We start from the raw sequence: 25981 nt of genomic DNA on the forward strand, positions 1-25981 counted from the left end.
AGGCGTTCAACAAGGACGTCGTCATCGACCTCGTCTGCTACCGCCGCCGCGGCCACAACGAGGGCGACGACCCGTCGATGACCAACCCGCTGATGTACGCGATCATCGACCAGAAGCGATCGGTCCGCAAGATCTACACCGAGGAGCTCATCGGTCGCGGCGACATCCCGATCACCGAGGCCGAGGCCCTGCTCAAGGACTACCACGAGCAGCTCGAGACGGTCTTCAAGGCCACCCGCGACGCCTCCTCGTCGCCGGCCGCGCGGCTCACCAGGCTGCGCGAGCCCGAGGTGGAGCCGGTGGTGGAGACCAAGATCGACGAGTCGGTGCTCCGGGCCATCGGCGAGGCGCACGTGAAGCTCCCCGACGGCTTCACCCCGCACAAGCGCGTGCAGCAGCTGCTGGACCGGCGGGCCAAGATGGCCGTCGAGGGCGACATCGACTGGGGCTTCGGCGAGGTCATCGCGTTCGGCGCCCTGCTCAACGACGGCGTGACCGTGCGCCTGTCCGGCCAGGACTCCCGCCGCGGCACCTTCGTGCAGCGCCACGCGGGCATCGTCGACGCCGAGACGGGCGCCGACTACATGCCGATGTACGCGCTGATGCAGGACAACGCGAAGTTCTTCGTCTACGACTCGCTGCTGTCCGAGTTCGCCGCGATGGGCTTCGAGTACGGCTACTCGGTCGAGAACCCGGACGCGCTGGTCATGTGGGAGGCCCAGTTCGGCGACTTCGTCAACGGCGCCCAGTCGATCGTCGACGAGTTCATCTCCTCCGGCGAGGTCAAGTGGGGCCAGCTGGCCTCGGTGACCCTGCTGCTGCCGCACTCCCACGAGGGCCAGGGCCCGGACCACACGTCGGGCCGCCTGGAGCGCTACCTGCAGCTGTGCGCCGAGGACAACATGCGCGTCGCGGTGCCGACGACCCCGGCCAACCACTTCCACCTGCTGCGCCGCCAGGCGCTGTCGCCGAAGAAGAAGCCGCTGGTCGTCTTCACCCCGAAGTCCCTGCTCCGGCACCGCCTGTGCGTGTCGGCCGTCGAGGACTTCACCACCAACACCTTCCAGACCGTCATGGCCGACCCGGGCGTGAAGGGCACGACCCTCGACCCGGCCGGCGTGAAGCGGGTCCTGCTGTGCTCGGGCAAGGTCTTCTACGACCTGCTGCAGGCGCGCACCGACCGCGGCATCACCGACACCGCGATCCTGCGCCTCGAGCAGCTCTACCCGATGCCGATCGAGGAGCTGCGGGCGGCGCTGTCGCAGTATCCGAACGCCGAGGACTTCGCCTGGGTCCAGGAGGAGCCGGCCAACCAGGGCGCCTGGTCCTTCATCGCCCTCAACCTGCTGGAGCAGCTGCAGGGCGTCGGCCTGCGCCGCATCTCCCGCCCGGCCGCGGCCGCCCCGGCCGTGGGCTCGACCAAGCTGCACGACGCCGAGCAGCAGGCCCTGATCGAGGCCGCCCTGCCGAAGCCGTAGCGGCTGGCTGAGTTGTAGTGGGGCACGGCGGCGACGCCGTGCCCCTTCGTCTTCGCTGGAGGTTCCATGTACTTCACCGATCGCGGCATCGAGGAGCTGGCTCAGCGCCGCGGCGAGGAAGAGGTCACGCTGGAGTGGCTGGCCGAGCGCCTGCGCGACTTCGTCGACCAGAATCCTGAGTTCGAGACCCCGATCGAGCGCCTGGCCGTCTACCTGGCCCGCCTCGACGACGAGGACGACGACTGAACGACGACTCGCCCCGGCCCATCGGTTGATCGACGGGCCGGGGCGGCGTGGGTGAACGAGCGTCAATGACGGCGGCCGGGCCGGACATGTCGGAAAAATCGGATATTTCGACGAGCCGATCTCACCCTAGTTCAATTGGGCGATCTCTCCGAGGTTAGCCGTGCCGTCCAAATGGGTCATCCCCTGACATCCTGGTGTAGTCCGGCAAGCCAATCGGTTGTCACCACTCGGGCGATAACGGCCTCCCACGGTGGGCACTTACATTCTTCACGTGCCCCCGCGTCGCACCCGAGCCGCAACCGCCTCGCTCCTTACCGCCGCCCTCCTCGTCGTGGGCGGCGCGGTTGTCGCTTCCGGCAACAACGACAGCGGCCCGCCCTTCAGCACCGCGGCCGGGGCGACCGCCATCGCGAGCTCGGCACGCGCCCCGCACGCTGTCGGGATCCGGCGCTTCAACTTCTCCCGCGGCAAGGACCGGCCGCTGCCGAGCATCGTGTGGTACCCGGTGCGCGGGTCGGCACGGCAGACCCACGGGCGCACGCAGCTCGACGCCACCGCGCTGCCCGGGGAGTTCCCCCTGCTGGTCTGGAGCCACGGGTTCTACAGCAACCCGCAGATGCAGGAGGGCATGACCAAGTTCCTGGCCGAGTCCGGATACGTGGTGGTGGCGCCGGCGTACCCGTTCACCAAGAAGGACGGGCCGAAGTTCGACAAGACCGACGTGCCCAACCAGGCCGTCGACGCGTCGTACGTGATCACGCAGATGCTGCTGCCGAGCAACCCGCTGGCGGCGAGCATCGATCCGGACCGGCTCGGGGCGATCGGGCACTCCGGGGGCGGCACCACCACCGACTGGCTGTTCACCGGCCATCGCGATCCGCGGCTCAAGGTGGGCGTCATCTTCGCGGGCCGGCCGACCACGGCATACAAGGGCTCCCCGGTGCCGATGCTGTTCATCCACGGGGACAAGGACCCGGTGGTCGCCTACAGCCAGGGGCGGGAGTCGTACGGCAAGAACCCCTGGCCGAAGGCATTCCTGACCATCGAGGGCGGCGAGCACGGCGCGGGGACGAACGACCCCGAGCGCGGCCACACGCAGGTGCTGGCCACGCTGCTGGACTTCCTGAACTGGGCGCTCAACGACGACGACGCGGCGCGGATGCGGCTGACCGGCGACGCCACGCTCGCCGGCTTCACGCACTTCGAGACGACTGGGATCTACCCCAGCGCGACGAACAGCACGAGCGCCACCACGACGACCCCGACGCCCACGCCGACCCAGAGCAAGGTCCTGGACTTGGCGGGCGGCTCCGCCGGCTGACTGTGGTCCACCCACGCCTGGAACGCCTGAGTGTTCTGACTCGGGTCGATGCGCTCATCGGACATGGCCGACAGAATACCGAGGGTGACACTCCGGACAGTGGCCGAACATTGTCGGATTGTGGCACTCTCCCCCGTCCGGGGTAACGCGCGGAGCCTGGTCGGATTTCGCCCCCGCCGGGGAAGCGGCGATCCGCGGCCCCGCCCGTACCGTTGGGATCATGCGCCCGCGCCTCGCGATCGCCGCCGTCCTCGCGTCAGCCGCGCTGACGGGCGGCTGCTCGACCGCCCCCGCGCCCGCCCGACAGGCCACCCCGTCGCCCTCCCTCGGCACCGCGCTGCCGCACCTCGCCGGTGTGGAGCTCCCGCCGCCGCTGGCGCTGCCGCCGCCGGGGCTGTCGGTGTCGTCGCAGCAGGTGACGTACACCCGGGAAGGCAGAACCCTGCGGACGGTCATCTGGACCCCCGATCGGCCCGGCCACTACCCCGCCGTGCTGTTCAGCCACGGCCTGAACGGCACGCCCGAGGAGTTCGCGCCGCTGCTGAAGACCTGGGCGGCGGCCGGGTTCGTGGTGATCGCCCCGGCCTACCCGAACACCACCCGCGGCGCCCAGCTCGACGTCTACGACGTGCTCAACCAGCCGGCCGACGCGAGCTACGTCCTCGGCCAGGTGCTCGCCGGGCCGATCGGCGCCCACATCGACGCCAAGCGCCTGGCCGCGGCCGGGCACTCGGCGGGCGCCATCACGACCATCGGGCTGTTCACGGCGAACCGCGACCCGCGCCTGCGGGCCGGGGTGATCCTGGCCGGCAGCGGGCTGGGCGTGGGCACCGATTTCACCGGCCCCCCGGCGGCGCTGTTCTTCGTGCACGGCGACGCCGACCCGCTGGTCTCCTACGCCAGCGGCAAGGCGGCGTACGACGACGTCCCGTGGTCCAAGGCGATGCTCACCATCCCCGGCGGCAACCACAACGACCCGTACCTGCATCCGGACTCGCCGGACTACCCGACGGTCGCCAAGAGCACCCTGGAGTTCCTGCTCCTGGAGTTGTACGGCGACGAGGCCGCCCGAGCGGACTTCGCCCCGACGGTCGACCTCGACTCACACCTGTGAACGAGCGCGTGACCTCGTGCGCGTGGCTACTGCGTGTGGTCCAGCACGACCTTGCCGAAGACGTCGCCCGAGTGCAGCAGCTCGAAGGCCTTGCGGGCCTCCGAGAACGGGATCACTGAATCGATGATCGGGCGGATGCCGGTGCGGGCCAGCAGCGCCATGAGGTCGGCCAGCTCCTCCGGCGTGCCCATGCTGGAGCCGAGGATCTCCAGCTGCAGCGCGAACATCCGGCGCAGGTTCACCCGCGGCAGGTGCCCGCTGGTCGCCCCGGACACCACGATCCGCCCGCCGGTCTTCGTGCACTTCATGGAGTGCTCGAAGGTCGCCTCGCCGACGGTCTCGATCACCACGTCGACCCGCTCCGGCAGGCGCGCCCCCGGCTCGACGGCGGTCGCGCCGAGCGCCGCGATCCGCTCCCGCTTGGCGGCGTCGCGGCTGGTGGCGTACACCCGGGCACCCAGCGCCGTGCCGAGCAGCACGGCCGCCGTGGCCACCCCGCCGCCCGCGCCCTGCACGAGGACCGACCCGTCCGCCTCCAGCCGGCCCTTCGTGGTGAGCATGCGGTAGGCCGTCAGCCAGGCCGTGGGCAGGCAGGCCGCCTCGGCGAAGGTGAGCTCGGCCGGCTTGGGCACCAGGCCGTACGCCGGGACGGCCACGCGCTCGGCGACCGTGCCCGGGAACTGCTCCGACAGGATCGAGGAGTCGCCCTTCCCGTCGTAGACGACGGGGTAGACGACGACCTCGGAGCCGTCCGGCCCGATCCCGGCCGCGTCGCAGCCGAGGATCATCGGCAGATGCTCTTCGCGCAGGCCGACGCCCCGCAGCGACCACAGGTCGTGGTGGTTGAGCGCGCTGGCGCGCACGTCCACCACGACCCAGCCGTCCTGGGGCGCCGGCTCCGGGGCGTCGCCGATCTCGAGCACGGAGAGCGGGTCGGCATCGTTGAACGCGGTTGCGAATGCGGCACGCATATCCGGGGCCCTAATCGTCGTGAGGTCGTGAACGGATGGAGCTGAAAACCAGTTACCGGATGACGCCGTCGCGGCGGGCGGCCTCGGCCACCGCGGCCGCCACCGCCGGCGCGACCCGCGGGTCGAGCGCGCTCGGCACGATGCTGTCGAGGGCGAGCTCGCCGTCGCCGAGCACGCCGGCGATCGCGGCCGCCGCGGCGACCTTCATCCCGTCGCTGATCCGGGTCGCGCCGGACTCCAGCGCGCCGCGGAAGATGCCGGGAAACGCCAGCACGTTGTTGATCTGGTTGGGGAAGTCGCTGCGGCCGGTGGCGACCACGCTCGCGTAGCGCGCGGCGATCTCCGGGTGCACCTCGGGGGTCGGGTTGGCCAGCGCGAAGATCGCCCCGTCGGGCGCCATGCCGGCCAGCGCGGCCTCGCCGATCGTGCCGCCGGAGACGCCGATGAGCACGTCGGCGCCGCGCAGCGCGGAGGCGATGTCGCCGGTCACGCCGCCGGCGTTGGTCTCGGCGGCGAGGGCGGCCTTGACCGGGTTGAGGTCGGTGCGGCCGGGGTGCAGGCAGCCGCGCGAGTCGAGCACGATGATCTCGCCCGCGTCGGCGCCGCCGCTGATCAGCATCCGGGTCACCGCGACGCCGGCCGCGCCCGCGCCGCTGACCACGATTCGCAGGTCGCCGATGCTCCGGCCGAGCACCTTGACGGCGTTGCGCAGCGCGGCGAGCACCACGATGGCGGTGCCGTGCTGGTCGTCGTGGAAGACGGGGATCGGCAGCGACTCCTCCAGCCGCCGCTCGATGTCGAAGCAGCGGGGCGCGGAGATGTCCTCGAGGTTGATCCCGCCGAAGGAGGGCGCGAGGGCCGTCACGATCCGCACGATCTCGTCGGGGTCCTGGGTGTCCAGGCAGATGGGCACGGCGTCGACGCCGCCGAACTGTTTGAAGAGGACCGCCTTGCCCTCCATCACCGGCATCGCCGCGCGCGGGCCGATGTTGCCGAGGCCGAGCACCGCCGAGCCGTCGGTCACGACGGCGACGGCCCTGCCGACCCAGGTGAGCCGGTGCACGAGGGATTCGTCGGCGGCGATGGCCTCGCAGACCCGGGCCACGCCGGGGGTGTAGGCCCGCGAGAGGTCCTCGCGCGTGGACAGCGGGACCGTCGACTGCACCGACATCTTGCCGCCGCTGTGCAGATCGAACACGGGGTCGGAGACGGAATTGGACACGGACGTAAGCACGAGGGCTCCTTTGCCACGGCTTGCAATACAGGAAGGACGCGCGCCGCGGGTGAAAGCGCGGAATACATCTGCGAATGCGGCGGGGGTCTCCCGTATCCGCATCACCTTAGCCTGGCACCCGCCGGAAGCGCATCGGTTGTGGCCACCAGCGAAATGTCACACGGCCGATGACGTCGGCCGTGCCGTACCGCGAAGAATCATCACTGCCGAAGGGGTTGTCGCCGACGATCCACCAGCCGTCCCCGTCGGCCCGCTCGACCCGCTTGACCACGAGAAGCCCGGGCCGCGCGCGGAAGGCGGCGACCACGAGATCACCCGGCCGCGCGCAGGTCGTGCGGCGCACCAGGATGCGGTCCCCGGAACGCAGTGTCGGCGCCATGGACGGCCCCGACACGAGTGCCGTAAACCACGGCAGGTGCATGGAATCCCCGATGGTGGATAAGAGTAAGGTCAGCACTGAGGATCATCGCAAATCACCCTGGAGGGTTCGATGCGACTGTCGCGTCTTTTCACCCCGCGCACTGTGGTGAGCGCCCACTGCGACCTGCCGTGTGGTGTCTACGACCCGGCGCAGGCCCGAATCGAGGCCGAGTCCGTCAAGGCAATCTCTGAGAAGTACCAGGCCAACGACAACGCGGAGTTCCGTACCCGCGCCCTGATCATCAAGGAACAACGCGCCGAGCTGGTCAAGCATCACCTTTGGGTGCTGTGGACCGACTACTTCAAGCCCGCCCACTTCGAAAAGTACCCGCAGCTGCACGGGCTCTTCAACGAGGCCACCAAGCTCGCCGGCGCCTCCGGTGCCAAGGGCTCGGCCGACCCGGCCGTCGCCGAGAAGCTCCTGGCGAAGATCGACGAGATCGCGAAGATCTTCTGGGAGACCAAGCAGGCCTGACGCCCGCGCGGTTTCGCCTTGCCCCCATCCCGCACCGCGGGGTGGGGGTCGCTTGTTTCACCGTCCGTTTTTCACCGTCCGTTCTCACCTGGAGTTGGCTCCTTGCGCATCCGCCCCGCCCAGCCCGGCGACGTGCCCGCGCTCGTCGACATGGTCTACGAACTCGCCGAGTTCGAGCGCGCCCGCGACGAGTGCCACCTCACCGCGGAGCAGCTCACCGCCACCCTCTTCGGCCCGTCCCCCGCGGTCTTCTGCCACGTCGCCGTGCAGGACGCGCCGATCGGCATGGCGCTGTGGTTCCTGAACTACTCCACCTGGGAGGGCACGCACGGCATCTACCTCGAAGACCTCTACGTGCGCCCGGCCGCCCGCGGCACCGGCGCGGGCAGGGCGCTGGTGGCGGCGCTGGCCAAGGTGTGCGCCGAGCGCGGGTACCGCCGGCTGGACTGGGGCGTGCTGGAGTGGAACCCGGCCCGCGGGTTCTACGAGGCCCTGGGTGCCGTCGCGAAGTCCGAATGGGTGCCGTATCGCCTGTCCGGCGCGCCACTGGCCGCACTCGCCGCGTCATCGGATGCACTGACGTCGTAGAGTCGGCTCCGAGGGGGTTCACGCGTGACTCAGGTCGTACCGAAAAGATCCGGCGCCGACGGCGACGACGTGGTACTGCTGGCCGTCCCGGCATCGCCCGCCTACCTGGGCGTGCTGCGCACGGCCACGGCGGGCCTGGCCGCGCGCCTGCAGTTCACGCTGGACGAGATCGAGGACCTGCGCATCGCGGTCGACGAGGCCTGCGCGATGCTGCTGGCGGTCGCCGCCGACACCCCGCAGCTGGGCGACACGGTCGAGCTGTCCTGCCGCTTCACCGTCACCGCCGACGCCCTGACGGTGTACACGACGGTGCCGCTCGGCTCGCCGGACGAGCGACTGCCGGGTGGGGAGTCCTTCGCCTGGCAGGTGCTGAGCGCGCTGGCCGACGAGGTCTCGGCGACGGTCGACGGGCACCAGGCCGGCATCCGCCTGACCAAGCGCCGCCCGTCCTGACCTCGGCACCAGGCCGCCATGTATCTGGCTAAGGACCGTCTGTCCTGAACTCGGCGACGGTCGACGGGCATCGGGCTGTCATCCGCCCGGCTGAGCGCCGACCGTCCTGATCATCGCCGGGTGCACGTTGTCGATGTGCGTCCGGGCGAGCTCCATCGCCCGGGCCACGTCCCCCTCGCGGATCGCCGCGAGCAGTTCCCGATGCTCCCGGTCGACCGCCTGCCAGAAGTGCGGGGGCGCGGCCTGCTCCACGGCGTCGCGGTCCGCCAGCATGGCGTAGAGCGGCCGCACCACCAGGCCGAGCAGCGGGTTGCCGGTCGCCGCGGCCACGGCCAGGTGGAACGCCGCGTGAGCCTCGACGCGCCGGGCGATGTCGTCGTGGTCCGGGTCGAACATCGCCCGCTCCATCTCCGTCAGGTGGTGCGGCTCGCGGCGGGCCGCGGCCAGGCCGGCCACCGGCACCTCCAGCATCCGGCGCACCTCGAGGAAGTCCTCGGCGGTCACGGCGCCGCTGGCGAGCAGGCGGCCGACGCCGTCGGACAGCGTGTCGCCCAGGGCGCGCGGGTCGGGCTCGGCGACGAAGCTGCCGCCGTTGACGCCGCGGGTGGTGACGATCAGGTGCTGGCTGCTGAGCAGGCGCAGCGCCTCGCGGACGGTCGAGCGGCTCAGCCCGGACTGCTCGCACAGCTGCGGCTCGGTCGGCAGGCGCTCCCCCGGGCGCAGCTGGCCCGAGATGATGTCGACGCGGATGCGCTCGGCGAGAACCTGGTAGGCGGGAGCGACCGTCACGACATCCGAGCGTAGAGCAACCGGCTCGCTGCGTGACCGATCAATGCGCAGTCAACGCACCCGCGGTCCGATTGAGCGCAACCGGCTCGCTGCGTGACCGGTCAACGCACCCGCGGTGCGATCAGTGCACGCCGAGCGCGATGCGGGTCGACGGCGCGAACAGCAGGACGGCGCCGGCCAGGCCGAGGACGAAGAGGGCGGCGCCGAAATACGGCTGCCCGTTGTGCAGCATCGTCCAGCCGATCGGCATCTGCAGCATCTGGCACACGATCCCGGGGCCGCGGGCCCAGCGCCGGCGGCGGTGCAGGGCGATCCCGATGCCGATGAAGAGCACCGCCATGAGGCCCAGGTACGCCGTCACGCCCACCGCACCGCCGGCGCTGGACGCGGTGGAGGTCAGGTCGAGGTACACGAACAGCAGCGTGAGCGCGGCGAGACCGACCCCCTCCGCGAGGAGGAGACGAACGGCCCAGCGCAAGGTGGTCACCTGCGTGTCCTTCCTGGTGGAGGTACTTCTCACGGGGTTTTGCGGCTACCACCTTATCGCGACCGGGAGCGGGTACAGTGCCGCCCATGCGAGCGCTCTTGGTGGTCAACCCCAACGCGACGACCACCACCGAACGCGGCCGGGACATCCTGGTCAGGGCCCTGCGCAGCCAGGTCGATCTCGACGTCGCCTACACGCAGCGCCGGGGCCACGCCGCCGACCTCGCCCGCGACGCCGCCCGGGAGGGCCTCGACCTCGTCGTCACGCTGGGCGGCGACGGCACCGTGAACGAGGCCGTCAACGGCCTGATGACCTTCGACGCCGGGCCGGCCGCGGACCGCGCCGAGCAGCGCCCGGCGCTCGCCGTCGTCCCCGGCGGCTCGACCAACGTCTTCGCCCGCGCGCTCGGCCTGCCCAGCGACTGGGCCGAGGGCACCGGCGCGATCCTGGAGGCGCTGCGCGACCGGCGCGAGCGGCTGATCGGGCTGGGCCGGGCCGACGACCGCTACTTCACCTTCTGCGCCGGCCTGGGCCTGGACGCCGAGGTGGTGCGCCGCGTCGACCAGGCCCGGCACAAGGGCTCGATCTCGACGCCGTTGCTCTACTTCCGCGCCACGATGGCCCAGCTGGCCGCGACGGATCGCAGGGTGCCGCTGCTCACGCTCAAGTTGCCGGGCGAAACGGCGCAGACCGGGCTAGCGTGGATGCTGGTGCAAAACACCGCACCGTGGACATACATCGGCGAGAGACCGGTGGATCCCAACCCGCGCGCGTCGTTCGACACGGGTCTCGACGTGCTTGGGCTGCGGGAACTGCAGGTCGGCGGCACGGCGCGGACCATGGTGCAGCTGGTGACGAGCCGCCGCAGCCCCAGGGGCAAGCAGGTCGTGCGCATGCACGATCTGCCGGGTTTCACCCTGACCGCCGCCAAGCCGATCGCCTTCCAGGTTGACGGGGAGTACCTCGGAGAGGTCGATAAGTTGGATTTTGCGTCCGTACCGGGGGCGCTGCGCGTAGTGTGTTGAGCCACCCCGGCGATCAACCACCGAAGGGGGGAAAGGTTGCGGAGAGTCGCGAGAGAGACACCGCAACCGCATCTCGGAAAGCCCTTCGGTCGTTGACCAAGCCGTACTACATTGGTCACTGACTGTTGCGATCCAGGGTCACCAGTAGCCATAAAATCGGACAAACTGTGCGTGAGCTTGCTCACCGACTTGGATTTTTTTGGTTTGGACCCCTTGACATCGCGGTAGTTCGTGAAAGCATTCACAAGCGAAACGACCACTGAGCGTTGCCCGCACACATGTTACGGATCTTCAGGCTCCGCCTAGCCGAACCGTCGCATGAGCTGCATATAGGGAATCATCAACAACGATCCGCGAAAAACAAGGAGTGTTGCCGCCATGTCGGACTGGCGCCACCATGCCCTCTGCCGCGACGAGGACCCGGAGCTGTTCTTCCCCATTGGGACTTCCGGACCGGCGTTGCTGCAGGTTGAGCAGGCGAAGGCGGTCTGCCAGCGCTGCTCCGTGACCAGCGAGTGCCTGCAGTGGGCGCTCGACTCCGGTCAGGATGCAGGCGTCTGGGGCGGAATGAGCGAAGACGAGCGTCGCCTGATGAAGCGTCGCGGCGGCCTGCGGGTCCGCGCTCACTCCGCCTGAGCTATCAGCCCAGGACCTTTCTAGAGAACGAAGACGCGAACGCCCCGGCCGGACCGGCCGGGGCGTTGTTGCATCCGCGGATCAATCGAACGACATCCCCGGATCAATCGAACAGCACAGCCGGGTCCCGGGCGAACAGCGCGGTCCCAAGTCGCACAGCTCGATCCCGGGCGAACGGCTCGGTTTCAGTCGAACAGCTCGCCGAAGAAGCTTTCCCGGTGGTGCCGCCGGTGTTTCTTGTGATGGCCGTAATGCCCATAGCCACCTTGCGGCGGCGGATACGACTGCTGCTGATATGGCTGCGGCTGAAAGGACTGCCGGCGACTACCGTGCCAGGCCTGCTCGGCGTCGATGAGCCGCTCCAGCTCGCCACGGTCGAGGAAGATCCCGCGGCACTCCAGGCACTGGTCGACGGTGACGCCGCTGCGCTCGTACTGGCGCATCTCCCCGCGGCACTTCGGGCATGTCATCATCCGACAACGGTAACCGTCACGCGCCACGTAACGGTTGGCATGGCCCGCGAAGGGCCTCAGGCGGCCCGTACGCGCCCGAACTCGCCGATCCGGGACATCACCAACCGGGCCACGTCCAGGTTGCCTCCGAGGGGCGGCGCGGCCGGGGCCAGCGCGCCGGCCGACAGCGCCGACGCGATCGCGATGTCGTGCAGGCGGCCCGGCGCGAGGAAGTACGACGAAATGGCGATCCGCCGGCAGCCGCGGGCCCGCAAGGCCTCCACGGCGACCGCGCCGGTCACCGGGGACCCCGAGGCATAGGCGGCGTGGCACGGCACGCCCAGCGACGCCCCTAGGGCCCCCGCCGCCACGTCCACGGAGTGCCGGGCCAGGTCGTCGCGGGTGCCCGCGGCGACGAGCGCGACGCCGTCGTACCGCACGGCCGGCAACAGCCGCCGAAGGGCCGACAGGAGCAGGGCCGGAGCGCCGGCGCCCAGCACGTCGGTGGTGCTCACGTCCATGGTCAGGCCGTCGGCGTAGGCCCGGTCAAGCACGGCCGGCAGGTCGACCCGGCCGTGGTACGCGGCGGTCAGCAGCAGCGGCACGACGACCGCCGCCCGGTGGCCGAGCCGCTCGAAGGCGAACAACTGCTCGCCGGGGCGCGGCCCGGCGTGGTCAAGGAACGCGCAGCGCACGTCCAGGCCGGGCCGCTGGGCCGCGACCGCCCGCGTCAGGGCGCGGGTGGCCGCGGCCGCCCGAGGATCCGAAGAGCCGTGGGCAACGAGAAGTACCGCTGCCGTCATCCCGAGGTGTGCAGCCCGCACTCGGTCTTGTCGAACGCCGCCCAGCGGCCACTGCGCGGGTCGCCGCCCGGGGGCGTGCGCCGCGTGCACGGCCAGCAGCCGACCGAGGCGTACCCCTGGCGCATGAGCGCGTTCACCGGCACGTTGTGACGGGAGATGTACGCGTCCACATCCGCCTGCGTCCACAGCGCCAGCGGCGACACCTTGAACTTGCCGCGGGCCCGCTCGAAGCTCACGATCGGCGTGTTGGCGCGGCTCGGCGACTCGTCGCGGCGCAGGCCCGCGGCCCACGCGTCGTAGTCCTCCAGGGCCCGCTCCAGCGGCTCGACCTTGCGCAGGAAGCAGCACTCGTCCGGGTCGCGGGCGTAGAGCCGCGGCCCGAACTCGGCGTCCTGCTCGGCGACCGTCTGGCGGGGACGGATCGAGCGGACGGTCACCGGCAGGGTGCGCTGGACGATCTCGCGCACCCGCAGCGTCTCGGCGAAGTGCAGGCCGGTGTCGAGGAAGACGACCGGCACGCCGGGCACCACCTTCGACACCACGTGCGCGAGCACGGCGTCGGCGAACGAGCTGGTCACACAGAAGCGCTCGCCGAACTCGCCGGCGGCCCACTCCACGATCTTCTCGGCCGTCTGGCCTTCCAGCCGCGCCGAGGCTGCCTTCGCCAGGTCGATGGACTCTTGCGCAGTTCGGGCAACGGTCGTGCTGCTCATCGCTTCGCCTCCAAAGCGTTCGCCGCCAGTCCCAGGAATTTCAGCGAGAAGACCCGGGCGCAGCTGCGGCATTCCCATGCGCCGTGCGAGTCCTCGTGTGGTCGGAGGTCCTCCTCACCGCAGTACGGGCAGTACAGCGGCGCCATTCGCTCACTCATGACACCCGCTCGCTTCGCTCCCGGGCGCCATGAGGCTCAAAAGCACACTGAGTCATTGATCGCTCGCTTCGCTCGCTCATCGCAGTTGCTCCTCCGGAGCGCGCATGACCCAGCGGGCGAAGGACTCGCCGGACTCGCGCCCGGCCAGGTAGTGGTTGGCGACCCGCTCGACGTAGGCGGGCAGGTCGGCGGCGGTCGTCTTCAGGCCGCGCAGCTTCCGGCCGAAGCCGGCCGTCTGCCCCGCGGCCATCCCCAGGCCGCCGCCCAGGTGGATCTGGAAGCCCTCGACCATGTCGCCGGTGCGCTCGTCGCGCACCAGCATCCCCTTGAGGCCGATGTCCGCGACCTGCGTGCGGGCGCAGGCGTTCGGGCAGCCGTTGAGGTGGATCGAGATGTCGGCGTCGAGGTCCGCGACCTTGTGCTCGAGGTGCTCGATGAGCTCCGCGGCGCGGGCCTTGGTCTCGACGATCGCCAGCTTGCAGAACTCGATGCCGGTGCAGGCCATCGTGCTGCGCCGCCACGGGGACGGGCGCGCCTCCAGGCCGACCTTGGCGAGGCCTTCGACCAGCGACTCGGTGTCGTCCTCGGCGATGTCGAGGACCAGGATCTTCTGGTACGGCGTGAGCCGCACCCGGTCCGATCCGAACCGCTCGGCCAGGTCCGCCACGCCGGCCAGCTGGGTGCCGGAGCTGCGCCCGGCGATCGGGGCGGCCCCGACGAAGAACTTGCCGTCCCACTGCTTGTACACGCCGACGTGGTCGATCGGCTTCTCCGGCAGCTCCGGGGCCGGACCGTCGACGAGGCTGCGGCCGAGGTACTCGTTCTCCAGGATCTGCCGGAACTGCGCCGCACCCCAGTCGGCGACCAGGAACTTCAGCCGGGCGCGGCTGCGCAGCCGGCGGTAGCCGTAGTCACGGAAGATCTTGATCACGCCGTGCCAGACGTCGGCCACCTCGTGCAGGGGCACCCACACGCCGAGCCGCACCGCGAGCATCGGGTTGGTGGACAGCCCGCCGCCGACCCAGAGGTCGAAGCCGGGGCCGTGCTCGGGGTGGATCACACCGACGAACGAGACGTCGTTGGCCTCGTACGGAGTGTCGGGCAGCCACGAGATCGAGGTCTTGAACTTGCGCGGCAGGTTGGACAGCTCGGGTTCGCCGATGAAGCGCCGGTTGATCTCGGCGATCACCTCGGTCGGGTCGAGCACCTCGGTCTCGGCCACCCCCGCGATGGGGCTGCCGAGGATCACCCGGGGGCTGTCGCCGCAGGCCTCCATCGTGGACAGGCCGACCGCCTCGAGCTCCTTCCAGATGGTCGGCACGTTCTCGATCTCGATCCAGTGCAGCTGGATATTCTGCCGGTCGGTGACGTCGGCGGTGTCGCGGGCGAAGCGCTTCGAGATCGAGGCGATCGCGCGCAGCTGGGCCAGCGACAGCTGCCCGCCGTCGCTGCGGATGCGCAGCATGAAGTAGCGGTCGTCGAGCTCCTCCGGCTCCAGCACGGCGGTGCGCCCGCCGTCGATGCCGGGGCGGCGCTGCGTGTACAGCCCGTACCAGCGGAACCGGCCGCGCAGGTCGGCGGGGTCGATCGAGTCGAAGCCGCCGTGCGCGTAGATGTTCTCGATCCGGGCGCGCACGTTGAGCGGGTTGTCGTCCTTCTTGCTGCGCTCGTTCGGGTTGAGCGGCTCGCGGTGGCCGAGGGCCCACTGGCCTTCACCACGAGGGCGCCCACCGGCCGCACCACGTCCGCGGACGGTGTTCACCGACATGTCGGCGTCCTCTCAGGTTGAGAGCACGCGACCAAGCGCCGGCCGTCGTCGGGTCTGCCCGATAACGGATGACGTCGATGTCATAAAGATTCCGGCGCGAAGTCGCGCGCCCGGGAAAAAGTTCGGCGGGCGGCGGTCAGTAAGCCGGACAGATAGCGCTGCGCACGCGACCGTAGTCGACGTGTCGGCGGCTTACGAGCCGCAGAGAAGCAGCGTGCATGACGGGCAGTCTTCCACGGAGGGCGGTCCTTACGCCACGTCCGCGTGAGTGTTCTCTCAAGTCGACTTCACATGACAGTAACGGAAATAAGACCCAGCCGATAGGAATATCGGGCCAGGGATGCGCGTCTCCACCGGCCACGTTACGGTCCCGTCCCACAGTCCGGTTGGTTTCAGCGTTTCGCCAGGGGTACCACCATGACCGCCTCGGTGCCGCCCCCGGCCCGCCGCCGCAGCTCGATCGTGCCGCGCAGCTCCCCGGTGGCCAGGGTGCGCACGATCTGCAGCCCCAGGCGCTCGCTGGCGTCCAGGTCGAAGCCCTCGGGCAGCCCGCACCCGTTGTCGGCGACGGTCACGTGCAGCTGCTTGCGGAAGCGGTGCACGGAGACGACGACCTCGGGCTCGTCCGGGGCCACCGGCTCGAACGCGTGCTCGACCGCGTTCTGCAGCAGCTCGTTGAGGACCATGACCAGCGGGGTGGCGATCTCGGCGGGCAGCACCCCGAAGTCGCCCTCGCGGCGCACGACGACCCGGACGGTCGCGCCGACCTCGACGGCCGCGGCGGCGACCCGGTCGACGATGCCGTCGAACTCGACCGCCTCGTCCGAGGACTCGGACGACATGGACAGCGTCTCGTGGACCAGGGCGATGGAGGCCACCCGGCGTACCGACTCCTCCAGCGCGTGCCGGGCCGCCGGCACCCCCACCCGGCGGGCCTGCAGGCGCAGCAGCGCGGCGACGGTCTGCAGGTTGTTCTTGACCCGGTGGTGGATCTCGCGGATCGTCGCGTCCTTGGTCATCAGCTGGCGGTCCCGCCGGCGCACCTCGGTGATGTCCCGCACCAGCACCAGCGCCCCGATCGGCACGCCGGCCGGCATGAGCGGCAGCGCGCGCATGAGCACGGTGGCGCCCCGGGCCTCGAGCTCCTTGCGGGCCGGGGCCTCGCCGTGCAGGGCCAGGTGGATCCGGTCGGTCGCGTCGGCACCTTCGAGTGGGTCGTCGACCAGCCGGCCGGTGATCTCGGCGAGGCTCTCGCCCACCAGGTGGGCGGCCAGTCCCAGCCGCCGGTACGCCGACTGCGCGTTCGGGCTGGCGTAGGTGACCTTGCCGGTGGCGTCGAGGCGCACCAGCCCGTCGCCGATGCGCGGCGCGGAGGTGGTCTCCCCCGGGTGGCGCGGCGGCGGCCAGCTGCCGTCGGCGATCATCTGGGCCAGGTCGTCGGCCGTGGTCAGGTAGTTGAGCTCCAGCTGGGCCGGCGTGCGGGCGGTGCTCAGGTTGGTGTCGCGCCCGAGCACGGCGATGACCTTGGCCTGACCGCGCCGGCGGACCGGGATCGCCTCGTGGCGGGCGGGCATGTCGCCGTACCAGACGGGATCACCCTCCCGCCAGATGCGCCCCTGCTGCCGCACGATGGCCAGGTGCGCGACCTCGGGGCCGCCGGCGATCCGGCCGACCTGGTCGTCCTGGTAGGCGGTGGGCGCCGTGGTCGGGCGCACCTGGGCGACGCAGACGTACTCGCCGCGCGCCTCGATCGGGACCCACATCAGCAGGTCGGCGAAGCTGAGGTCGGACACGATCTGCCAGTCGCCGGCCAGCCGGTGCAGGTGCTCGATGTCGTCGGGCTCGAGGCTGGTGTGCTCCTCGACGAGGTCACGCAGGGTCGACACGCACACAAGACTAAGGTTGCCCCGTGCGGCGGTTGGTGGTTCCCCTCGTGATGGTGCTCTCGCTGGGTGGTTGTGGCTGGCTCGACCGCCACGACGAGACCTCGAAGCCCGACGGGATCCTGCTGCACGGGTACGTCAGCGTGGCCGGCGCCGCCGCCGGCGCGACGGGCTCGGCGTGTCAGGCCCCGCCCACGGTGCCGGACATCGCGCAGGGCGCAACCGTCCGGGCGGCCGACGACGCCGGCCACGTCATCGCGGCCGGCGAGCTGTCCGGCGGCGTGCTGGCGCAGGCCGCGACCGGCGGCTACAGCTGCAACTTCGCCTTCGAGTTCCGCAACCTCTCGGGAAGCCGGGCGACCTACACGATCATGGTCGGCGACCGCCCGGCCACCACGTTCCAGACGAAGGCGATGCGCGAGGGCACCCCGGCGATCATCGAGGTCGCCGGGCCTACAGCGTCGTCGTCACCTTCTTGAGCCCGCGCGGGGCGTCCGGGTTCTCGCCGCGTAGCAGGGCCAGCGACAGGGCCAGGCGCTGCAGCGGCAGGATGTCCAGCAGCGGGGCGTAGCGCTCGTCCACGTCGGGCGTGCGCACCCAGCCCTTCGCGCCCTCGACCGCCTGCGGGCCGAACACCACCGTGTCGGCGCGCCGCTCCCCCAGCCGGGTCACGACGTCGCGCATCGACGCCCCGGCCGGGCCGTTGCCGACGACGGCGAGCACCGGCACGTCCGGATCGGCCATCGCCAGGGGGCCGTGCAGCAGGTCGGCGCCGGAGAACGCGAGGCCGGCCAGGTAGCAGGTCTCCATGAGCTTGAGCGCGGTCTCCCGGGCGGTCGGGTAGGCGTAGCCGCGGCCGGTGGTGACCAGACGGGCGGCGAAGCGGTAGCGCGCGGCGAGGTCGACCACGCTGTCGTCGGCCAGCACCGCCTCGGCGTGCCCGGGCAGCTTGCGCAGCTCGGCCAGCTCGTCGGCGGGCAGCGCGCCGCCGCCGCGCACGCTCTCCACGAGCATGAGCAGGGCGAGCAGCTCGGCCGTGTAGGTCTTCGTGGCGGCCACCGCGACCTCGTGCCCGGCGACCACGTCGACGTGCAGCTCGGCCACCCGGGCCAGCGGCGACTCGGCGTTGTTGGTCACCGCGAGGGTGTGCGCGCCCTGCTCACGGGCCACCCGCAGGACCTCGTGCAGGTCGGGCGAGCCCCCGCTCTGGCTGACCCCGACGACCAGCGTGTCGCGCAGGTCGGGGCGGGCGCCGTACACCGTCATCGCCGACGGGCTGGCGAGGCCGGCCGGGATGCCGAGCCGGATCTCGGTGAGGTAGGCGGCGTAGAGGGCCGCGTGGTCGGAGGTCCCGCGCGCGGTGAAGACCACGCTGCGCGGGCGCCACTGCGCGATCTTCGCGGCCACGTCGGCGATGGCGCCGGCCTGCTGGTCGAGCAGGCGGGCGAAGACCTCCGGCTGCTCGGCGATGTCGGCCTTCATCCCGGCGCCAGGCTGCTGCTCGGTCACTGGTCAACACCCCTCTACGTATGCCCAAACGCGCAATCGATGCGCGATCCTGCTCATAGTTTGGCAGTTTCGCGCATCGATCGCTAGTTCGAGGGGCAAATTCGCGCACCGCGTGCGCGAAACTAGCCTTCCTGCGCAACCAGTGTGCGCTCGCCCTGCTCGGCCGGCCCGCCGCGCAGGGCGACCTCGCGAATGAAGAAGGCGAGGATCGGCACGAGCACCGCGGCCGCGACCGACCACAGGAACACGCTCGAGACGGCGCCGGCGATGGCGTCCACGACCGCGCTGCGCACCGGCGCCGGCAGCTGGGCCAGGGTCGACGGGTCGATCCGGGCGCCGCCTCCGCCGGCCGCCATCTTGTCCGCCGCGGCCGTGCCGAGCCGCTCGCCGAGCAGCGAGTGCAGCCGGTGGTTGAAGATGGCGCCGAAGATGGCCACGCCGAAGGCGCCGCCGATCGAGCGGGCGAAGGTCGCCGTGCTGCTGGCCACCCCGAGGTCCTTGAGCTCGACGCTGTTCTGCGCGATCAGCATGGTGGTCTGCATCAGGAAGCCCAGGCCGAGGCCCAGCACCGCCATGTAGGCGCCGGAGGCGAGCTTCGACGTGTGCGCGTCCAGCTGGGCCAGCAGGAGCATCGCGGCGACCAGCACCACGCCGCCGATGACCGGGAAGGCGCGGTACCGCCCGGTCTTGGTGATGGCCCTGCCGACCACCAGCGAGGTGACCAGCATGCCGCCCATCATCGGCAGCAGGAGCAGCCCGGAGTTGGTCGCCGAGGCGCCCTGCACGATCTGCTGGTAGAGCGGCAGGAAGGTGATCGCGCCGAACATGGCGAACCCGACCACGAAACCGACGAGCGCCACCAGCGTGAAGTTGCGGTTGGCGAAGACGCCCAGCGGCACGATCGGCTCCGGGTGCTTGCGCTCGACCAGCACGAAGGCGACCAGCCCGAGCACGGCCAGCACGGCCAGGCCGCGGATCTGGGCCGAGCCCCAGGCGTACTGCGAACCGCCCCACGTCGTGATGAGCACCAGCGCCGTGACGCCGATGGACAGCAGCAGCGCGCCCAGCCAGTCGATGCGGTGCTCGGTGCGCCGCTTCGGCACGTGCAGCCGCAGCGCGAGCAGGACCAGCGCGGCGCCGCCCAGCGGCACGTTGACGAAGAACGCCCAGCGCCAGTTCGCGTGGTCGGTGATGAAGCCACCGACGAGCGGGCCGCCGACCATGGCCACCGCCATCACGGCGGCGAACTGGCCCTGGTACTTCCCGCGGTCCCGCGGCGGGACAAGGTCGCCGAGCACCGACATCGCGCCGACGATGAGCCCGCCGGCGCCGAGGCCCTGGAAGGCCCGGAAGCCGATGAGCTGCGGCATGCTGGTGGCCACGCCGCACAGCATCGAGCCGATCAGGAACAGCACGATCGAGGTCATGAAGACCGTCTTGCGGCCGTAGAGGTCGCCGAGCTTGCCCCACAGCGGGGTAGAGACGGTGGTGCCCAGCACGTAGGCGGTGACCACCCAGGACAGGTGGTCGACGCCGCCCAGGTCGCCGACGATCCGCGGCATCGCGGTGCCGACGATCACGTTGTCGAGCATGGCCAGCAGCATGGCCATGAGCAGCCCCGGGAGGACCACCTTGACCGGGCTCTGCGCCTTGTCGGTTGATTCGGACATCTCCCCTTGCCCCCGAACTTACCTGTCGACCGGCTAGTAAACTTACTAGCCGCACGGTAAGCTGTCTCCTAGCCGAGCGTCAAGTAGGATTGCAGCGATGAACGAACAGCACGCCGCGAGAGTCGTGCGCGGGCGCAACCGGATCCACACCGGGGACTCCGACGCGGAGAACGTGCGCGCCCACATCCAGCGGGTGGCGCTCGATCTCTTCATCGAGGAGGGGTACGACAAGACGTCGCTGCGCGAGATCGCCGAGAAGCTCGGCGTGACCAAGGCGGCGCTCTACTACCACTTCCCGACCAAGGACGACATCGTCGCCAGCCTGATCGAGCAGCGCATCAAGGCGGTCGACGCGCTGCTGGACTGGGCAAACACGCAACCGCGGGACTCGGCGACGCGGCTGAAGTTCATTCAGCGCTACTCCGTGCTGCACGACGAGTTCGTGCACGGCAACGTGATCCGGTTCTTCGAGCGCAACCAGACGCTGGTCAACACGCTCCCGGCGGGCATACGCCTGCGCGAGCAGATGGGGCGGATCTTCGATTTCCTCTCCGACCCGGAGGAGTCGCTGGCCCAGCAGCTGCGCCGGACGATGGCCATCTTCTCGGTCCACGCCAGCTGGTTCCTGCTGCGCGAGCGGCCCGGGACGCTGCAGGAGCGGCGCGAGGCGGCCCTTGAGGTCGCGGCGGAGCTGCTGCGCGCCGCGGACGCCCACTCCGAGGTGGAGGCGGGCGAGGACAGGCAGGGCGGGAAGCTCGACGCGAGCGCGGATCTACTGGGCGAGGACGGGCTGGGCGAGGACGGGCAGGGGCAGCCGCAGGCCGAGCAGCTCGATGCCGGGCACCGGTGACCAGTCCAGGCTGGGGTCGCGCGCGAAGCCGAACCGGCCGTAGAGGGCATGCGCCCCGGGGTTGTCGTGGCGCACACAGATGACCAGGGCCGCGCAGCCCAGCTCGGCCGCCCGGTCGATGCACGCCTGCACCAGCGCCCGGGCCACGCCACGGCGCTGGGCCGCCGGGTCGACGGCAAGGGTGCGGAACTCGGCCTCGCCGGACTTGGAGACCTCCGCATAGGCCCCGCCAGGCAGCGTGAACGTCACCGCCCCGAGGCAGACCCCGTCCAGGACGGCCACGAGGACCTCGGCGGCCGCGGCCCGGCCGGCGACGTCGGCGAGGACCTCCGCGTATTCGGGCGCGGCCTCCAGCTGCCCGTCGGCCCGGTAGGCCGCGACGGTCAGCCGGGCGACGGCGTCGTGCTCACCCGGCTCCGCGAGCCGGACGAGCAGCTCGGGTGCGCCGCCGGGTGTGCTCACCCGATCACGGCGATGAGGTCGCCCTCCTGCACCACGTCGCCCTCGTTGACGGCGATCCGGCTGATCGTGCCCTCGGACTCGGCGATGACCGGGATCTCCATCTTCATCGACTCGAGGATCACCAGCGTGTCGCCCTCGGCGACGTCGGCCCCGACCTCCGTGGTGATCTTCCAGACGTTCGCCACCATCTCGGCGCGGATCTCGTCGGCCATCCCGGTCTCCTTCGACGCAGCGGCATGCGCTCGCAGCATAACGGGGAGCATCACCCTCGCGCGGCACAGCACGGCCCGGACTCCCGCATTTAGGGGTGCCCGGGCCGTCGTAGCGGGGTGGTCCCCGGCTCAAGCGGGGTAGGACCCGGCTTACCGGTCAGGCCGGCGTGCGACGGGCCTCGAACCCACGCACCCGGTAGCCCGGCCTCCGCGGCGCCACCGCGTGAGGTCCCGTCGAGCTCGGCCACGAGGCCGCCTCGGCGTGATCGACGCTACGGATGCCGGCGAGCGCACGCACCCGAGATCTGGGCCTCGTCTCGGCTCGGCCTGCTCGACCGGAGAGGGCCTAGTCCGGCCGCAGCTCGCGGGAGTCGGCGTTGAGGACCAGCTCCGAGAGCTTGCTGCGCAGGCGGGCCTTGAGGTCGGCCGGGGCCAGCTCCGCGCCGCAGCAGCGGGCGACCAAGGCCTTCACCTCCTGCTCGATGCCGAACTCGCGCAGGCACGGGGAGCACTCGTCCAGGTGGTCGCGGATCAGGCTGCGGCGCGCGTCGGGGCACTCCAGGTCCAGGTAGAGGTAGACCTCGGCCAGGACGTCGCTGCAGTCTGTCTCGTGCGGGTCTCCACAGCTCATCTGACTCAGACCTCGCTCGGCTCAGCGGACGGGTTGCGGGTGAAACCCCGGTCGGCAGCATAAGCCTCCAGCTGCCGGCGCAGGTTCCTCCGTCCGCGGTGCAGGCGGGACATCACGGTGCCGATCGGCGTGTTCATGATGTCGGCGATCTCCTTGTAGGAGAAGCCCTCGACGTCGGCCAGGTACACCGCGAGGCGGAACTCCTCCGGCAGGGACTGCAGCGCATCCTTGACGTCGGAGTCCGGGAGCCGGTCCAGGGCCTCCGTCTCGGCCGAGCGCAGGCCGCTGGAGGTGTGCGACTCCGCCTCCGCGAGCTGCCAGTCGGTGATCTCCTCGGTCGGTGCCTGGACGGGCTGACGCTGCCGGCGCCGGTACGAGTTGATGTACGTGTTGGTCAGGATGCGATACAGCCACGCCTTGAGGTTGGTGCCCGTCTCGAACTGGTGGAACGCCGAGAAGGCCTTCAGGAACGTCTCCTGCACCAGGTCCTCGGCGTCAGACGGGTTGCGCGTCATCCGCAGGGCGGCGGCGTACAGCTGATCGATGAAGGGCAGCGCATCCCGCTCAAAGCGGACCCGCTGCTGTTCCGCGCTCTCGCTGCTCACCACTCGTGCGACTCCCACCCTCGACCGTCCCGCCGAGGATACGCCGAGTTGCTGTGCGAGGTCCGAGTTTGTGGCGCCCGTCAATCGTTCCCGGGCGATCGGCTGCCACGACGGGTCGGGCTCCGCGTCGGTCGCCGCCGGCCAGGCCGGACTGAACAGCAACTCGCGGAACCGCAGGTCGTCGCGCTCAAGTGTGGCCACGCTTGGTTTCCCTCCGCTGGCGGCGCCTCGGCAGCACCGCACCCCCGCTGTAACACCGGCGGGGTGCTCCCCATTCCGCGGCGGATCTGTGGGCCGCTCAAGTGACCCAGCCGACACCGGCTCACCCGGCGATTCACCCGGCCTGCCCCGGCGGCATTCCGCGGCTGTGCGCCGCTCGGGTGACCCAGCCGACACCGGCTCACCCGAGCGCCCGGCCTGCCCCCGACGGCCGCCGCATTTGTTGGGACCGAGCGGCCGCCGGGAACAGGAAGGGCCTGGGAGGTTGTGGAACGCGACCGGCTCGCACCGGTCACATCCCCGTCAACGACCGGCCCGGACCTCCGTGACGCGCCCGTTGGGGTGATCACCCCGGCCTGCGGCGGGGGCTCAGCCAGCGGCGACGAAGTCGATGGCGGCCGCGGCGACGGCGTCCGGGTGCTTCGACAGGGCGTGGGTCTCCCCCGGCAGGACGTGGACGCGCACGCCCGGGCGCGGCGGCGGCACCCCGAACGCGTCGCGGTCGCCGTTGATCACCAGGGTCGGCACGCCCGTGTCGAGCTCCTCGTCGCGCGACTTCTCCGGCTTGCCCGGCGGGTGGAGGGGAAAGGCCAGCGCCAGGATGCGGTCCGCGCCGGCCTCCCGCGCGGTGCGGCACGCCACCCGCGCGCCGCTGGACCGGCCGCCGACGACGAGCCGGCGGAAGTCCAGGGTGCGCCGCAGGTCCGCCAGGACGGCGAGCCAGGCGGCGTCGAGCTGGGTGGCGGGGGCGGGGGCGCGGCGGCCGGCCACCCGGTACGGCTGGGTCACCAGCGCCACCGCCACGCCCCGGGCCAGCGCGGCAGCGTGGACGGCGGTCAGGTCGGCGGCGTCGACGTCCCCGCCGGCGCCGTGGCCGAGCACGAGCAGCACCCCGCCGTGGCGGTCCGGGACGGCGAGCCGGTACCGCGCCACCCCGTGCGGCGTCTCGACCTCACGGGTGCCGGAATGCTCTGCGACACCACTATTACTCGGGGCAACCTCCGCCCGCGAAGATTTCGGCGATGCACCTTTCGCATTGGCCGCCTTCACAGCGAGCGACTTACCCGTGGCCGTATGCGAAGACGCGGCCTTGCGCGAAGGTGCGGCCTTCGCGGCACCCCTGCGCGCACGCGCCGCCTCGGAGCCGGCCTCGCGCGGGGACGCGGCTGCGGAAGACTCCGCCCCCGAAGCGACCGCCCCGGAAACCGCCCCGCGCGCAGGCTTCGCCCCAGCGGAGGCCCCACGCGCAGGCTTCACCTCGGCGGAGGCCTTGCGCACAGGCTTCGCCCCAGCGGAGGCCCCGCGCGCAGATTTCACCCTGGCGGAGGCCTCGCGCGGTGGCTCGGCCGGCGTTGCGGAGTCCCCCGCGGAGGACGAGCCCGCGGGAGACTTCCGTGTTGTCGTTGCCTTGGCCGACGCCGCCTTGGCCGGCTGCGCGCCGGACGCCGCTACTTCGCGGCCGCGCCCACCGGATCGGGACTGTCGTGCCGGCCCACCCGCTGGATCGGCAGGATCGGCAGACACGCCATCGCGGCCGGTCTCACCTGGCCCGACACCTGCCCCGGAGCCTCGCTGCGCCATGCGACGAGCATCGCACGCCGCTCGCGGGGCGTGGTGGCTCCCCACACACCGTGGCAGTCGCCGACCTCCAGGGCCCACGCCAGGCAGGCCCCCTGGACGTCGCACGTGCGGCACAGCGCCACGGCGGCATCGGCCGGCTCCGTCGGGGCCGGGAAAAACGTCTCCGGATCAACCTTCTGACATGCGCCGCGGATACGCCAGGCTCCGTCGCCCTGCTGCTCCTTGACGGCCCGTAGCAGTCGCGGATCGCGTCGCGCGGCGGCTACCTCGTGAGGGCGTGGCATCCTCGCCCGGGTCAATACACCCACCTCCCCCGTGGGTCAAACGAACGCAAAGCGAGTGAACATCGGGATGCCCCCATCCGATATACACCCACCGGCGCTGTGTTGTATCGCACAATCCACTGCAAATACAAGACCTTTCAGGCCGATTCGCAAAACCTCCAGATTTTTATTTGGACTTTCAGCCTAAAAAAGGGTCAGATCGATCGGGTCGACGTCGCTCAATCGCAGGGGCGGGGCGGCGACCCGCTCGACAAGGCCAGGGCCGTCGTTGCGCACATCGCCCACGCGGGCGCCTACAGGCCGTAGCTCCAGGCGTGCGACGTGCGACGGCGGGGTGGGCTCGAGCAGGGCCTCGGACGGCTCGGCGGACAGCCAGGCGGCCCACCGCTCGGGCGGGAGCAGTAGCGGCATGCGGTCGTGGATCAACGCCAGGTCGCCGACGGCGGGCTCGGTGAGGATGCTGCACGTGAGCAGCCGGCCCTCGTCCTTGCCCCACACCGTCCACAGCCCGGCGAAGACACACGGCTCGCCGGAGCCCAGCGTTATGAAATACGGCCGCTTGCTCTTGGAACCTTCGGTGCGCAGCCACTCGAACCAGCCGTCGGCCGGCACCAGGCAGCGGCGCCTGGCGAAGGACTGGGCGAAGGCCTTGGAGCTGGCGACGGTCTCCATCCGGGCGTTGATCATCCGGGCACCGACCTTCGGGTCCTTGGCCCAGGCCGGGACGAGGCCCCAGCGGGCGGTGGAGAGCACCCGGCCGCCGGCCGACTGCGAGACCCGCACGATCGGCACCGGGTCGGTCGGGGCCACGTTGTAATCGGGCTCCAGCCCGTCGGTGTCGTCGGTGGCCTCAAACAGGGCGCTGAGATCGGCGTTGCTGCGCGAGGTCGCATACCTGCCACACATGACGCAACCGTACCGACGGGGTGTGACAAAACTCAGGA

The 25981-nt window shown here is 71.0% G+C and carries 30 protein-coding genes; 11 read left to right on the top strand and 19 right to left on the bottom strand.

Going from position 1 to position 25981, the window contains the following annotated elements:
* The 4 genes from AB0M46_RS38885 to AB0M46_RS38900 all read left to right on the top strand — a co-directional run.
* On the top strand, nt 1-1478 hold a 1478-nt coding region (locus tag AB0M46_RS38885; protein ID WP_363344685.1), incomplete at its 5' end, for a thiamine pyrophosphate-dependent enzyme.
* Nucleotides 1479-1544: 66 nt separating this feature from the next.
* Nucleotides 1545-1724 (top strand): DUF6104 family protein, encoded by a 180-nt coding sequence (locus AB0M46_RS38890; RefSeq protein WP_363344687.1) that lies wholly within the window; start codon nt 1545-1547, stop codon nt 1722-1724.
* Nucleotides 1725-1995: 271 nt separating this feature from the next.
* Entirely contained in the window at nt 1996-3045 is a 1050-nt protein-coding gene (locus tag AB0M46_RS38895; protein WP_363344688.1) for a chlorophyllase, read from the top strand.
* A 220-nt stretch (nt 3046-3265) separates the two neighbouring features.
* On the top strand, nt 3266-4159 hold the full coding sequence (locus AB0M46_RS38900; RefSeq protein ID WP_363344690.1) for a chlorophyllase: 894 nt from the start codon (nt 3266-3268) through the stop codon (nt 4157-4159).
* Nucleotides 4160-4185: 26 nt separating this feature from the next.
* On the opposite strand, the gene AB0M46_RS38905 is transcribed toward AB0M46_RS38900, so the two are convergent.
* From AB0M46_RS38905 to AB0M46_RS38915, 3 genes are all read right to left on the bottom strand, one after another.
* Nucleotides 4186-5130, bottom strand: coding sequence for a zinc-binding dehydrogenase (locus AB0M46_RS38905; RefSeq protein WP_363344692.1), 945 nt, complete (start codon nt 5128-5130; stop codon nt 4186-4188).
* A 52-nt stretch (nt 5131-5182) separates the two neighbouring features.
* A complete protein-coding gene (locus AB0M46_RS38910) occupies nt 5183-6301 on the bottom strand; it encodes an NADP-dependent malic enzyme (protein WP_363344753.1) in 1119 nt (372 codons plus the stop codon).
* A 169-nt stretch (nt 6302-6470) separates the two neighbouring features.
* Nucleotides 6471-6785: a S24/S26 family peptidase gene (locus AB0M46_RS38915; protein ID WP_363344694.1), complete on the bottom strand. Its 315-nt coding sequence runs from the start codon at nt 6783-6785 to the stop codon at nt 6471-6473.
* 69 nt (nt 6786-6854) lie between these two features.
* Between AB0M46_RS38915 and sodN the strand changes: the two genes are divergently transcribed.
* The 3 genes from sodN (at nt 6855) to AB0M46_RS38930 (ending at nt 8300) form a co-directional block, all read left to right on the top strand.
* Nucleotides 6855-7259 (top strand): superoxide dismutase, Ni, encoded by a 405-nt coding sequence (gene sodN, locus AB0M46_RS38920; RefSeq protein WP_363344696.1) that lies wholly within the window; start codon nt 6855-6857, stop codon nt 7257-7259.
* Nucleotides 7260-7409: 150 nt separating this feature from the next.
* Nucleotides 7410-7847: a GNAT family N-acetyltransferase gene (locus AB0M46_RS38925; RefSeq protein ID WP_363344755.1), complete on the top strand. Its 438-nt coding sequence runs from the start codon at nt 7410-7412 to the stop codon at nt 7845-7847.
* Nucleotides 7848-7871: 24 nt separating this feature from the next.
* Nucleotides 7872-8300 carry an ATP-binding protein gene (locus AB0M46_RS38930; protein WP_363344698.1) on the top strand — a complete coding sequence of 143 codons (429 nt, stop codon included), beginning with the start codon at nt 7872-7874 and terminating at the stop codon, nt 8298-8300.
* A gap of 78 nt (nt 8301-8378) precedes the next feature.
* On the opposite strand, the gene AB0M46_RS38935 is transcribed toward AB0M46_RS38930, so the two are convergent.
* Both AB0M46_RS38935 and AB0M46_RS38940 read right to left on the bottom strand, forming a co-directional pair.
* On the bottom strand, nt 8379-9089 hold the full coding sequence (locus tag AB0M46_RS38935) for an FCD domain-containing protein (RefSeq protein WP_363344700.1): 711 nt from the start codon (nt 9087-9089) through the stop codon (nt 8379-8381).
* 121 nt (nt 9090-9210) lie between these two features.
* Nucleotides 9211-9576, bottom strand: a complete 366-nt coding sequence (locus tag AB0M46_RS38940; RefSeq protein WP_363344702.1) for a hypothetical protein — start codon at nt 9574-9576, stop codon at nt 9211-9213.
* A gap of 86 nt (nt 9577-9662) precedes the next feature.
* Here AB0M46_RS38940 and AB0M46_RS38945 point away from each other — a divergent pair, with 86 nt between their 5' ends.
* Both AB0M46_RS38945 and AB0M46_RS38950 read left to right on the top strand, forming a co-directional pair.
* A complete protein-coding gene (locus tag AB0M46_RS38945) occupies nt 9663-10601 on the top strand; it encodes a diacylglycerol kinase family protein (RefSeq protein WP_363344704.1) in 939 nt (312 codons plus the stop codon).
* A 378-nt stretch (nt 10602-10979) separates the two neighbouring features.
* Nucleotides 10980-11237: a WhiB family transcriptional regulator gene (locus AB0M46_RS38950; RefSeq protein WP_190257048.1), complete on the top strand. Its 258-nt coding sequence runs from the start codon at nt 10980-10982 to the stop codon at nt 11235-11237.
* Between the two features lie 185 nt (nt 11238-11422).
* Here AB0M46_RS38950 and AB0M46_RS38955 read toward each other — a convergent pair whose 3' ends face one another.
* The 5 genes from AB0M46_RS38955 to AB0M46_RS38975 all read right to left on the bottom strand — a co-directional run bounded on the left by AB0M46_RS38955 (nt 11423) and on the right by AB0M46_RS38975 (nt 17017).
* On the bottom strand, nt 11423-11707 hold the full coding sequence (locus tag AB0M46_RS38955) for a zf-TFIIB domain-containing protein (RefSeq protein WP_363344757.1): 285 nt from the start codon (nt 11705-11707) through the stop codon (nt 11423-11425).
* Between the two features lie 59 nt (nt 11708-11766).
* Nucleotides 11767-12492 (bottom strand): CbiX/SirB N-terminal domain-containing protein, encoded by a 726-nt coding sequence (locus AB0M46_RS38960; RefSeq protein ID WP_363344706.1) that lies wholly within the window; start codon nt 12490-12492, stop codon nt 11767-11769.
* The gene (locus AB0M46_RS38965) at nt 12489-13205 is read right to left on the bottom strand and encodes a phosphoadenylyl-sulfate reductase (RefSeq protein WP_363344708.1); all 717 of its coding nucleotides are present in this window, start codon (nt 13203-13205) and stop codon (nt 12489-12491) included. The genes AB0M46_RS38960 and AB0M46_RS38965 overlap by 4 nt, the downstream gene beginning before the upstream one ends.
* A 234-nt stretch (nt 13206-13439) precedes the next feature.
* A complete protein-coding gene (locus tag AB0M46_RS38970) occupies nt 13440-15131 on the bottom strand; it encodes a nitrite/sulfite reductase (RefSeq protein WP_363344710.1) in 1692 nt (563 codons plus the stop codon).
* A 392-nt stretch (nt 15132-15523) separates the two neighbouring features.
* Nucleotides 15524-17017 carry a histidine kinase N-terminal domain-containing protein gene (locus tag AB0M46_RS38975; protein WP_363344712.1) on the bottom strand — a complete coding sequence of 498 codons (1494 nt, stop codon included), beginning with the start codon at nt 17015-17017 and terminating at the stop codon, nt 15524-15526.
* 23 nt (nt 17018-17040) lie between these two features.
* On the opposite strand from AB0M46_RS38975, the gene AB0M46_RS38980 reads away from it, so the two are divergent.
* The gene (locus tag AB0M46_RS38980) at nt 17041-17493 is read left to right on the top strand and encodes a hypothetical protein (protein ID WP_363344714.1); all 453 of its coding nucleotides are present in this window, start codon (nt 17041-17043) and stop codon (nt 17491-17493) included.
* Here the strand turns inward: AB0M46_RS38980 and AB0M46_RS38985 are convergent.
* A complete protein-coding gene (locus tag AB0M46_RS38985) occupies nt 17468-18496 on the bottom strand; it encodes an SIS domain-containing protein (RefSeq protein ID WP_363344759.1) in 1029 nt (342 codons plus the stop codon). The two genes, AB0M46_RS38980 and AB0M46_RS38985, sit on opposite strands and share 26 nt — an antisense overlap.
* Nucleotides 18497-18645: 149 nt before the next feature.
* On the bottom strand, nt 18646-20193 hold the full coding sequence (locus AB0M46_RS38990; RefSeq protein ID WP_363344716.1) for an MDR family MFS transporter: 1548 nt from the start codon (nt 20191-20193) through the stop codon (nt 18646-18648).
* 97 nt (nt 20194-20290) lie between these two features.
* Here AB0M46_RS38990 and AB0M46_RS38995 point away from each other — a divergent pair, with 97 nt between their 5' ends.
* On the top strand, nt 20291-21043 hold the full coding sequence (locus AB0M46_RS38995) for a helix-turn-helix domain-containing protein (RefSeq protein WP_363344718.1): 753 nt from the start codon (nt 20291-20293) through the stop codon (nt 21041-21043).
* Here AB0M46_RS38995 and AB0M46_RS39000 read toward each other — a convergent pair.
* The 7 genes from AB0M46_RS39000 to AB0M46_RS39030 all read right to left on the bottom strand — a co-directional run bounded on the left by AB0M46_RS39000 (nt 20966) and on the right by AB0M46_RS39030 (nt 25943).
* Nucleotides 20966-21505: a GNAT family N-acetyltransferase gene (locus AB0M46_RS39000; RefSeq protein ID WP_363344720.1), complete on the bottom strand. Its 540-nt coding sequence runs from the start codon at nt 21503-21505 to the stop codon at nt 20966-20968. The genes AB0M46_RS38995 and AB0M46_RS39000 overlap by 78 nt on opposite strands.
* A complete protein-coding gene (locus tag AB0M46_RS39005; protein ID WP_363344722.1) occupies nt 21502-21717 on the bottom strand; it encodes a biotin/lipoyl-binding carrier protein in 216 nt (71 codons plus the stop codon). Before AB0M46_RS39005 ends, AB0M46_RS39000 begins: the two co-directional genes overlap by 4 nt.
* Nucleotides 21718-22063: 346 nt before the next feature.
* Nucleotides 22064-22348 carry a mycothiol system anti-sigma-R factor gene (gene rsrA, locus AB0M46_RS39010; RefSeq protein WP_363344723.1) on the bottom strand — a complete coding sequence of 95 codons (285 nt, stop codon included), beginning with the start codon at nt 22346-22348 and terminating at the stop codon, nt 22064-22066.
* Nucleotides 22349-22353: 5 nt separating this feature from the next.
* Nucleotides 22354-23154: a sigma-70 family RNA polymerase sigma factor gene (locus AB0M46_RS39015; protein WP_363344725.1), complete on the bottom strand. Its 801-nt coding sequence runs from the start codon at nt 23152-23154 to the stop codon at nt 22354-22356.
* A gap of 387 nt (nt 23155-23541) precedes the next feature.
* Complete coding sequence (locus AB0M46_RS39020) at nt 23542-24105, bottom strand: alpha/beta family hydrolase (RefSeq protein WP_363344727.1); 564 nt, start codon at nt 24103-24105, stop codon at nt 23542-23544.
* A 515-nt stretch (nt 24106-24620) separates the two neighbouring features.
* On the bottom strand, nt 24621-25052 hold the full coding sequence (locus tag AB0M46_RS39025; protein ID WP_363344729.1) for a WhiB family transcriptional regulator: 432 nt from the start codon (nt 25050-25052) through the stop codon (nt 24621-24623).
* Between the two features lie 168 nt (nt 25053-25220).
* The gene (locus AB0M46_RS39030) at nt 25221-25943 is read right to left on the bottom strand and encodes an SOS response-associated peptidase (RefSeq protein ID WP_363344731.1); all 723 of its coding nucleotides are present in this window, start codon (nt 25941-25943) and stop codon (nt 25221-25223) included.
* Nucleotides 25944-25981: the final 38 nt, after the last annotated feature.

Source organism: Dactylosporangium sp. NPDC051485, assembly GCF_040682015.1.
In the GTDB taxonomy this organism is placed as follows: domain Bacteria; phylum Actinomycetota; class Actinomycetes; order Mycobacteriales; family Micromonosporaceae; genus Dactylosporangium.